General features: G+C 66.6%; 9 protein-coding genes. 3 read left to right on the top strand and 6 right to left on the bottom strand.

The annotated features are described in order from the left end of the window. The 5 genes from WBV89_RS00625 to sufB all read right to left on the bottom strand — a co-directional run. A partial coding sequence (locus tag WBV89_RS00625; protein WP_423979409.1) for a P-loop NTPase occupies positions 1-1200 on the bottom strand: 1200 nt, incomplete at its 3' end. Then, the gene (locus WBV89_RS00620; RefSeq protein WP_423979408.1) at positions 1197-1781 is read right to left on the bottom strand and encodes an iron-sulfur cluster assembly protein; all 585 of its coding nucleotides are present in this window, start codon (positions 1779-1781) and stop codon (positions 1197-1199) included. The genes WBV89_RS00620 and WBV89_RS00625, both read right to left, overlap by 4 nt. Beyond that, a complete protein-coding gene (sufD, locus tag WBV89_RS00615) occupies positions 1774-3072 on the bottom strand; it encodes a Fe-S cluster assembly protein SufD (RefSeq protein ID WP_423979407.1) in 1299 nt (432 codons plus the stop codon). The genes WBV89_RS00620 and sufD overlap by 8 nt, the downstream gene beginning before the upstream one ends. Continuing rightward, positions 3069-3854, bottom strand: coding sequence for a Fe-S cluster assembly ATPase SufC (sufC, locus tag WBV89_RS00610; RefSeq protein ID WP_423979406.1), 786 nt, complete (start codon positions 3852-3854; stop codon positions 3069-3071). The genes sufD and sufC overlap by 4 nt, the downstream gene beginning before the upstream one ends. Beyond that, complete coding sequence (sufB, locus tag WBV89_RS00605; protein WP_423979405.1) at positions 3854-5296, bottom strand: Fe-S cluster assembly protein SufB; 1443 nt, start codon at positions 5294-5296, stop codon at positions 3854-3856. Before sufB ends, sufC begins: the two co-directional genes overlap by 1 nt. Positions 5297-5512: 216 nt before the next feature. Here sufB and WBV89_RS00600 point away from each other — a divergent pair, with 216 nt between their 5' ends. After that, the gene (locus WBV89_RS00600) at positions 5513-6151 is read left to right on the top strand and encodes a helix-turn-helix transcriptional regulator (protein WP_423979404.1); all 639 of its coding nucleotides are present in this window, start codon (positions 5513-5515) and stop codon (positions 6149-6151) included. A gap of 43 nt (positions 6152-6194) precedes the next feature. Here the strand turns inward: WBV89_RS00600 and WBV89_RS00595 are convergent, their stop codons facing one another. Continuing rightward, positions 6195-7109, bottom strand: coding sequence for a LysR family transcriptional regulator (locus WBV89_RS00595; protein WP_423979403.1), 915 nt, complete (start codon positions 7107-7109; stop codon positions 6195-6197). Positions 7110-7177: 68 nt separating this feature from the next. On the opposite strand from WBV89_RS00595, the gene WBV89_RS00590 reads away from it, so the two are divergent. Continuing rightward, positions 7178-8479 carry an inositol-3-phosphate synthase gene (locus WBV89_RS00590; RefSeq protein ID WP_423979402.1) on the top strand — a complete coding sequence of 434 codons (1302 nt, stop codon included), beginning with the start codon at positions 7178-7180 and terminating at the stop codon, positions 8477-8479. A 211-nt stretch (positions 8480-8690) separates the two neighbouring features. Then, on the top strand, positions 8691-9554 hold the full coding sequence (locus tag WBV89_RS00585) for a bifunctional 5,10-methylenetetrahydrofolate dehydrogenase/5,10-methenyltetrahydrofolate cyclohydrolase (RefSeq protein WP_423979401.1): 864 nt from the start codon (positions 8691-8693) through the stop codon (positions 9552-9554). Positions 9555-9590 lie beyond the last annotated feature (36 nt).

Here is a 9590-nt window from a genome sequence, read left to right as displayed (position 1 = left end):
GTCCGCGAGTTGGCGGTACACCGCAGATGCGGGGCTGTCCGGCCGGTCGAGCGCGACGGGCAGCCCTGAGTCGCCGCCGGCAGAAACGGCCGCGTCGAGCGGGATCGATCCGAGCAGCGGAACGCCGATGTCATCGGCGAGTGCTTGGCCGCCACCCGACCCGAACATCGCGGTGACCGTGCCGTCGGGTGCGGTGACGGGGCCCATGTTCTCGATGACGCCGGCAACACGGAGGAACCCCTTGCGGGCCATGTCGGCGGCGCGAGCGGCGACCTGCTGTGCGGCCTTGGCCGGCGTCGTGACGATCACGACATCGGTCCGGGGGAGCATCCGTGCGAGACCCATCTGGATGTCGGACGTGCCCGGTGGCATGTCGATCAGCAGGTAGTCGAGCGCGCCCCACTGGACGTCTTCGAGGAAGTGCTGCACCGCCCGGTTGAGCATCAACCCGCGCCACATGATCGCCTCGGTCTGGTTGGCTCCGGAGATCGACCCCATCGACACGATGTGCAACACGCCGTCGCCGATCGGACGGACGACGGGCTTCATCACGGTCTTGCCCTCGCCTGCACGTTCGCCCTCGATCTCACCGTCGATGCCGAGCAGATGGGGCATCGAGAATCCGCCGACGTCGGCATCGAGTACACCGACGGTGTAGCCGCGATCGGCGAGGAGGACGGCAAGGTTCGCGGTGACCGACGATTTGCCGACGCCGCCCTTGCCCGACGAGATCGCGAGGATCCGGGCGGTCGCCGGGATGTCGGTGTCGAGCGCGTTCTCCCGCGCCTTCCACCGCGCCTGGTTCATCACGCTCTTGCGTTCGTCGGTGGTCATCTCACCGAAGTGGACCTTCACCGTCTCGATGCCGGGAAGCGAGACGACCCGGGCCTTCGCGTCGCGCATCAGCTGAGCGCGCAGTGGGCAGCCGGCCGTGGTCAGCGCGATGGTGACGTGCATCGTCCGGTCGTCGCCGCGCTCGAGGCGCTTGACCATCCCGAGGTCGACGATGTTGTCGCCCAGTTCGGGATCGATCACGCCGCGGAGTGCGTTCATGATCGCGGTCTCGTCGATGTCGTCACCGACCACGTCGGGATCCGACACCTTCGGACGGGGGATGTCGTCGGCAGCCTCGGCGCGTTCGGGTGACCCGACCGCGTCGGGATCCTCGAACTCGACCGGATCGGCTGCCGCGTCGGTCACATCATCCCCAGCTCGAGGCGGGCGACGTCGGACAGTCGGGAGACGTCCCACGGTGGGTCGAGCACCAACTTCACGTCGACCGCTTCCGCTCCCGGGATCGCAGCGACGGCGTCGTGCAGGTCCTGTTTGAGGATGTCGCCCATCCCGCAGAACGGTGCGGTCACCGACATGTCGATGTCGACGCTCCACCCGCCGCTCGGCAACTGCTCGGCATCGACGCGGTAGACGAGGCCCAGTTCGACGATGTCGACCGGGATCTCGGGATCGAAGACGGTCGTGGCCGCCTCCCAGACGCGATCGATGCTGAACGGCTGGTCGCTCGGAGCCGCTGCGACGGTGTCGGGCGCGTCGACGAAGCCGAACTCGATCGAGTCGGCCGGGGTGAGGCGAGCCATCTCGCCCTCGCTCGTGGTGACGGTGGCGGTCCCGCCGAGCGCTTGCATCAGCTTCACCCGGTCGCCGGCGGCGAGGGTGATCTTGTGTCCGGCCGGCACGACCGTGGCAACGCAGGCGCGGGGGATCGTGAAACCCTTCGTGGACCCCAGGCTCACCGGTTGATCGGAGGTCTGTTGCTCAGACATCGTCGTGTCCCATCCGGTGCGTGATCCATGCGCGAACCGTGCCGATGCCGACCTTGTCGACCATCTGGTCGGCGAACCCGTTGATCAGCAGTCGGCGCGCCTCGTCGGCGGGGATCCCGCGGGAGCGCATGTAGTAGAGCGCGGTGTCGTCGAGTTGGCCGACCGTGGCGCCGTGCTTGCAGGCGACCTCGTCGGCGAGGATCTCGAGTCGGGGCTGCGTGTTGATCTCGGCCCGGTTGGACAGCAGCAGGTTGTCGTTGGACTGCTCGGCGTCGGTGCCGTCGGCGCCGGGCTTGACGTCGATGCCGCCGTTGAACACACCGGTACTCGAATCGTCGAGCACGCCCCGGTAGGTCTGGCGGCTGGAGCAGTCGGCCGCGTCGTGGACGACGGTGATCTGCTGATCGAGGACCTGGTCACCGAAGCCGAAGAACAGCCCGGAGAGATCGACGTGGGCGCCCTTTCCGGCAAGGTGGACGTCGTACGCGAGGCGGCCGTACGAGGCGCCGAGGTTGAACGAGCTCGCCCGGAACGAACTGCCCGCGGCCTGGGTCACGTCGACCCGGCTGAGGTGGATCTGTGTCGTGGGAACGTCCTGGAGCAGCACGTGCTCGAGCGTTGCCTCGTCGCCCACTGTGATCGTCGTGCGGACGTTCGATCCGCCGAAGTCGGTGCCGAAACCCAGGCGGGTCTCGACGACCGTCGCCGAACTCCGCGCTCCGACGTGGACGATCATGCCGCTGCAATGGGCGTTGTGCGTGTCTCCGAGGTGAGCCTCACCGGCCACCGCGATGTCGATGACGTGGATCGGAGCGTCGAGCTCGACGTCGTCGGCGATGTGGACGACGGCGCCGTCGACGCCGAACGCGACGTTGGCCGCGAGGAACGAGTCGGGGATCGCCGTGTTTCCTTGATCGTCGCCTACGTCGTAGTGGGCGGCGACGCGCTCCGGGCGCTCGAGGAGCGCATCGGCGATCGTCGAGATGCGTACTCCGTCCGGCCCCGTCAAGTTCGACCGTTCCAGGTCGACGGTGCCGTTGACCACGACGATCCGCGGGCCGTCGAGTGCAGGGATGTGTTTGTCGATGTTGGCCGACGCATCCGTCAGGAGATCGGTCGCGGACTCGATCGGTGGCCCGAACGTCAACTCGCCGAGCGAGCGGTGCGGCGCGTAGCGCCACGCCTCGTCCCGTTTGGTGGGGGTGCCGAGTGTGGCGATCTGCTCGAGGGCGCCGAGGCGCACGTGGGCCAGGGCATCCGACGCGACAGGCGCGGTCGAATCGATCGTCACGATGGTGCTCCAGTGAGCGGGCGCTCCGGTGCGTCGTTCAGGTCGGCGTTGACGAAGTCGGCGTAGCCGTGGTCCTCGAGGTGCAGTGCGAGCGTGTGGTCGCCGGATTCGACGATCCGACCGTCGACGAGCACGTGGACGAAGTCGGGCTTGATGTACTCGAGGAGGCGCTGGTAGTGGGTGATCACGATCATCGAGCGTTCGGGACCGCGCAGTGCGTTGACCCCTCCCGCGACGATCCGCAGTGCGTCGATGTCGAGGCCCGAGTCGGTCTCGTCGAGGATCGCGAGGCGCGGTTGCATCACGGCCATCTGGAGGATCTCGTTGCGCTTCTTCTCGCCGCCGCTGAACCCGGCGTTGACCGCGCGGTTGAGGAAGTCCTCCTTCATGTCGACGAGGGCCATCGCCTCGTTCGCAGTCTTGAGGAACTCGCGGGCGCTGATCTCGGTGTCGCCACGGGCGCGCCGCACGGAGTTCAGTGCGGTGCGCAGGAAGTACATGTTGTTCACACCCGGGATCTCGACCGGGTACTGGAACCCCATGAACACGCCCGCAGTGGCGCGGGCCTCGGGCTCCATGTCGAGCAGATCGGCACCGTCGAGGGTGGCCGTTCCGGTGATCTCGTAGCCGTCACGGCCGGCCATCGCGTGAGCGAAGGTGCTCTTGCCGGAACCGTTCGGGCCCATGATCGCGTGGACCTCGCCGGCCTCGACATCGAGGTCGAGACCCTTGAGGATCTGCTTGTCGCCGATCGCGGCGGTGAGATTGTTGACGTGCAGCATCAGCCGACACTTCCTTCCAGGCTGACGCTCAGCAGGCGCTGAGCTTCGACGGCGAATTCCATCGGGAGTTCGTTGAAGACTTCACGACAGAAGCCGTTGACGATCATCGACATCGCGTCTTCTTCGGACATGCCGCGTTGGCGGCAGTAGTAGAGCTGATCCTCGCCGACGGTCGACGTCGACGCCTCGTGCTCGACCTGCGCACCGGGGTTCTTGACCTCGATGTACGGGATCGTGTGGGCGCCGCAGTCCTTGCCGAGCAGGAGCGAATCGCACTGCGTGTAGTTGCGCGCGTTCTCGGCCGAGCGCATCACCTTGACGAGGCCGCGATACGTGTTCTGACCGTGACCCGCCGAGATCCCCTTCGAGATGATCGAGCTCGTGGTGTCGGCACCGATGTGGATCATCTTCGTGCCGGTGTCGGCCTGCTGGCGCTTGCTCGACAGGGCGACGGAGTAGAACTCGCCGATCGAGCGGTCACCCTGGAGGATGACGCTCGGGTACTTCCACGTGATCGCCGAGCCCGTTTCGACCTGGGTCCACGAGATCTTGGCGTCGGTGTGGGCGCGGCCGCGCTTGGTGACGAAGTTGTAGATGCCGCCGACACCGTTCTCGTCGCCGGGGTACCAGTTCTGGACGGTCGAGTACTTGATCTCGGCGCGGTCCTTCGCGACCAACTCGACGACGGCAGCGTGCAACTGGTTCTCGTCGCGCTGGGGAGCGGTGCAGCCCTCGAGGTACGACACGTGCGAGTCGTCCTCGGCGACGATCAGCGTGCGCTCGAACTGGCCGGTGTTCTGCGAGTTGATCCGGAAGTACGTCGACAGCTCCATCGGGCAACGGACGCCCTTGGGGATGTAGCAGAACGACCCGTCGGAGAAGACCGCCGAGTTGAGTGCCGCGAAGTAGTTGTCACGCACGGGAACGACCGAGCCGAGGTGTTCGCGCACCAGGTCGGGGTGGTCCTGCACGGCTTCGGAGAACGAACAGAAGATGACGCCCGCCTCGGCGAGGTTCGCCTTGAACGTCGTCGTGACCGACACCGAGTCGACGATCGCGTCGACGGCGACGTTGCTGAGCAACTTCTGCTCGTGCAGCGGGATCCCGAGCTTGTCGAACATGTCGCGGATCTCAGGATCGACGTCGTCCATGCTGTCGAGCACCGGCTTCTTCTTCGGTGCCGCCCAGTAGCTGATCGCGTCGTAGTCGATCGGCGCGATGTCGAGCTTGGCCCAGTCGGGCTCGTCCATCTCCTTCCACGCCCGATACGCCTTCAGGCGCCATTCGAGCAGCCACTCGGGCTCGTCCTTCTTGGCCGAGATGAGCCGGACGACGTCCTCGTTCAGGCCGGGGGGCGCGATGTCGGTGTCGAGGTCGGTGCTGAAGCCGAACTCGTAGCTCGCCTCCGTCAGTTCCTCGATCTCTCGAAGTGTTTCGCTCATCGACGTCCCTTTCATCAGCGCGGTGGTGGGGCAACACGCTCGCATCAATTGTATGGCGACTTGTTGTTCCGACTCGGGTGAAGATGGATCTTCGATCCGGTCGGAATCGTCACCGTTTCGATGCCACAACCCCTGTGTATCAACAGATTTGTCGATTTCACAAGTTTTGGCTTGTGAAACTCCGAGAATCGGCGGGAACGCTGATACGTTCGTCACATGGACGCCGTCCAACTTGGCCCTTCACCGACGCAGCGACGAGTCCTCGCCGCCGTGAAGCGCCAGGGCGAGGTGACCGCCGGAGAGCTCGCGACCATCCTGGAGATCTCGTCGAGTGCTGCGCGCCAACACCTGGCCGCGCTGCGCGTCGTCGGTCTGGTCGAGGCCCGCCAGGAGCGGGGTCACGCCGGTCGACCCGCCGACCACTACCACGCGACCGAACAGGCCGAGCCGTTCTTCGGCGCGACCGACGGCGATCTCTCGATCGAGCTGCTCGGATTTATCGAGGACGAAGACCCCGAACTGGTCGGCCGCGTCTTCGACCGTCGGCGGCGGCGGCTCGTCGACGAGGCGCTGGCCCGCCTCGACGGGGCATCGACCGCCGAACGGGTCCGCATCGTCGCCGATCTGCTCGACGCGCAGGGCTATCTCGCCGACTTCGAAGAGCTCGACGGTGAGCAGTTCCGGATCAATCTGCACAACTGCGCCATGTGGTCGGTTGCGAGCCGCTACGGCCAGGCCTGTTCCTCCGAACTCGACTTCATGCGTGACCTGATGCCCGGTGCGACGGTGCAGCGCGTCGCGCACAAGACAGGTGGCGCCCACGCCTGCGTCTACGAGATCAGCGTGGCCAGCTGACCCCGTTCTCGTGATCTGTTCGCGCACGGAGCGCCGGAGAAGTTCACGAGAACACCCCAGGGCCGTTCGCTCCGGAGGGTGAACTTTTCCGGAGCCGCGCCGCAAGTTCGGCGACCGCCGGATCCACGATCGCGTCACGTCGGCGGGCGAGCACCAACTGGCGCTCGCCGATCTCCGGGCCGGCCGCCAGTTCCGTGGGCACCCGCTCGCTCTGACTGCGGGGCAGCACCGTCCATCCGAGTCCGAGGAGCACCATCTCGCGCAAGACGTCCGGCTGATGTGACTCCGCGGCGAGTTCGAGCGGAGCGCCGCGAGCGGAGAGCATTTCGTCGATCGCCCGCCGGGTGTGCGAGCCCGCTGGGAACAACACCCACGGCCCCCACGTCGCGGGTGGGCCGATGTGCGTGCCGGGAGGCCCGTAGACCACCAGCGATTCGCTGAGCAACGGTTCGAAGTCGATGCCGGGATGAGCGGTCGGGGGATCGACGCACACCACGAGATCCAATCGACCGGACTCGAGGTCGGCGAGCAACGCCTTCGAGGGAGCGACGGTGAGCGTCAGATCGACGCCGTTGCGTTCGGAGCGGAACGTGCGCAGCACGTCGGGAAAATGCTCCACGGCGGCGACGTCGATCATCCCGAGGGCGACGCTGCCGGCCTCGGCAGCGTTCATCAGCGCAGACCACTCCACCAGATCGGAGGTGGCGGTGACGACTCGTCGAGCGTGTTCGAGGACCGGCCGGCTCGTCGGTCGCAGGATGCGGCGCCGACCGTCGGCCTCGAAGATCGGCACCCCGACCCGTCGCTCGAGTTCCGCGAGGCCCTGCGAGAGCGCCGACGGACTGACGCCGAAGTCCTCGGCGGCAACCTTCCACGACGGCGCGTCCGCGACAGCGATCAGATATTCCAACTGACGGATCGAGATGTCCGGCAACGGGGCGCGGCGGCGGGTGGACACCCTCGCAGTTTAGTTCAGAGTTCCTTCACAATCGGCACGATGAATGAATGAATGCTTATGATGTTGGCATGACAGCTCGTGACATCGCACCCGCATCCGGAAGACTCGGCGTCCTCACGCCGGGGATGGGCGCGGTCGCGTCCACCTTCATCGCCGGCGTGCTCGCCGCCCGCCAGGGCATCTCGCCGCCGATCGGTTCGATCAGCCAAATGGCGCACATCCGCCTCGGCACCAAGGAGGAGAACCGCAACCCCCTGATCCGCGAGTTCGTCCCCCTCGCCGAACTCGACGACATCGTCTTCGGTGGGTGGGACCCGATCTCCCCGAACGCGATGGAGGCCGCCAAGACCGCCGGCGTGCTCGAGGGCAAGGATCTCGACGCCATCTCCGCCGAGATGGAGGGCATCGTCCCGATGGAGGCCGTATTCGACCAGCGCTGGGTGAGCCGCTTGGAGGGCGTGCGGGTCAAGGACCTCGCCAACAAGTGGGATCAGGCCGAGGCGTTGATCGCCGACATGGCCCGCTTCAAGGAGGAGAACGGCTGCGACCGTCTCGTCATCGTGTGGTGCGGTTCGACCGAGGCCTACCAGGAGCCCTCCGCCGTGCACGCCACCGTCGAGACGTTCGAGCAGGGCCTCCGCGACAACGACGAGAACATCTCGCCGTCGCAGATCTACTGCTACGCCGCACTCCAGAGCGACGTTCCCTACGCCAACGGCGCGCCGAACCTCACCACCGACCTCGACTGCATGATCGAACTGTCGAAGCGCAACGGTGTCCCGATCGCCGGGAAGGACTTCAAGACCGGCCAGACGCTGATGAAGACCCTGCTCGCGCCCGGCTTCAAGGCCCGCATGCTCGGCGTCCGCGGTTGGTTCTCGACGAACATCCTCGGCAACCGCGACGGCGAAGTGCTCGACGATCCGGAGAACTTCAAGTCGAAGGAAGTCTCCAAGCTCGGTGTGCTCGACGGCATCCTGCAGCCCGACGTGTACCCCGACCTCTACGGCAACATCGACCACGTCGTGCGGATCAACTATTACCCGCCGCGCGGTGACAACAAGGAGGGCTGGGACAACATCGACATCTTCGGCTGGCTCGGGTACCCGATGCAGATCAAGGTCGACTTCCTCTGCCGTGACTCGATCCTCGCCGCACCGATCGTGCTCGACCTCGCCCTGTTCATGGACCTCGCACACCGTGCCGGCGAGACCGGCGTCCAGGAATGGCTGAGCTTCTACCTCAAGGCGCCGCAGGCGGCCGGAGATTCGCCGGCCGAGGCCGACCTGTTCATCCAGCAGACGAAGCTCAAGAACACCCTCCGCGAATGGATGGGCGAGACCGCCGTCACCCATTCCGAAGCCGGCTGATTCGACGCCAGCTTCGCCGCTCGCGGCGTTGCGTGAACTGACTTTCCGGATGCGGCGCGGCGCGAGTTTGCTCGGCGGGATCTGTGCCGCCGCGGCCCGTGCCGGCTCGTCGTTGTTCTCGGCCCCGTTCTGTATCAGCATCTGATACGGGACGGGGTCGAGAACGCGCGTGGCGAGGGTCGATTCCTCCGGGGGAAGTAGCGTCCGCCGCATGGCTGCGATTCGGATGGACGGAAATGCGTTGCGCGACGAGGTCGTCGCCGGACTGGCGCAGCGGATCGACGCGCTCGGTTCGCCCGCCATCTGTCTCGCGACAGTGCTGGTCGGTGATGACGGTCCGTCGCAGCGCTACGTCAACTCCAAGCACAAGAAGGCCGCCGAGGCCGGGATGGTGTCGCGTCACGAGTCGCTGCCGGCCACGGCCTCGCAGGACCAGGTCGAAGCCGTCGTCCGGGCACTGGCCGCCGACGATTCCGTGCACGGGATCCTCGTCCAGCTACCGCTCCCGGAGGGCCTCGACCCCGAACCGGTCCTCGACCTGATCCCCGCGGAGAAGGACGTCGACGGGCTGACCGAGCGGTCGATGGGCCGACTCGTACGCGGCCGGCCGGGCCTCGTCAGCTGCACCCCGCTCGGCGTGATGCGCCTCCTCGAGAAGTACGACGTGCCGACGTCGGGGAAGCGGGCCGTGGTGATCGGACGGTCGACGTTGGTCGGGCTCCCGCTCTCGCTGCTCCTCAACCGCAAGGGCGTGGACGCCACCGTCACGATGGCGCATTCCCGCACCGCCGACATGGTCGCCGTCGTCCGCGAAGCCGACATCGTCGTGGGCGCGGCCGGCCAAGCACGGATGATCACGGCCGACATGGTCAAGCCGGGTGCTGCGGTCATCGACGTCGGCGTGTCGCGCACCGAGGCGGGCATCGTCGGCGACGTCGACCAGGATCCCGTGTCCGAAGTCGCCGGATGGCTCACCCCGATGCCCGGTGGCACCGGACCGATGACCATCGCCTGCCTGCTCGAGAACACCCTCTCCGCCGCCGCCCTCCAAGGCGTCATCCCCGCCATCTCGTGAACTGTTCGCGCACGGAGCGCGGGAACAGTTCACGAG

The organism is Ilumatobacter sp. (assembly GCF_049588435.1).
Taxonomy (GTDB): domain Bacteria; phylum Actinomycetota; class Acidimicrobiia; order Acidimicrobiales; family Ilumatobacteraceae; genus Ilumatobacter_A.
The sequence above is the reverse complement of the archived record's forward strand: the minus strand, read 5'-3'. Positions and strand labels throughout refer to the sequence as shown.

Excerpts from the sequence above, each read along its gene's own strand:
- WBV89_RS00620 (WP_423979408.1), bottom strand. The coding sequence starts at position 1,781 with ATGTCTGAGCAACAGACCTCCGATCAACCGGTGAGCCTGGGGTCCACG.
- sufC (WP_423979406.1), bottom strand. The coding sequence starts at position 3,854 with ATGCTGCACGTCAACAATCTCACCGCCGCGATCGGCGACAAGCAGATC.
- sufB (WP_423979405.1), bottom strand. The coding sequence starts at position 5,296 with ATGAGCGAAACACTTCGAGAGATCGAGGAACTGACGGAGGCGAGCTAC.
- WBV89_RS00600 (WP_423979404.1), top strand. The coding sequence starts at position 5,513 with ATGGACGCCGTCCAACTTGGCCCTTCACCGACGCAGCGACGAGTCCTC.
- WBV89_RS00590 (WP_423979402.1), top strand. The coding sequence starts at position 7,178 with ATGACAGCTCGTGACATCGCACCCGCATCCGGAAGACTCGGCGTCCTC.
- WBV89_RS00585 (WP_423979401.1), top strand. The coding sequence starts at position 8,691 with ATGGCTGCGATTCGGATGGACGGAAATGCGTTGCGCGACGAGGTCGTC.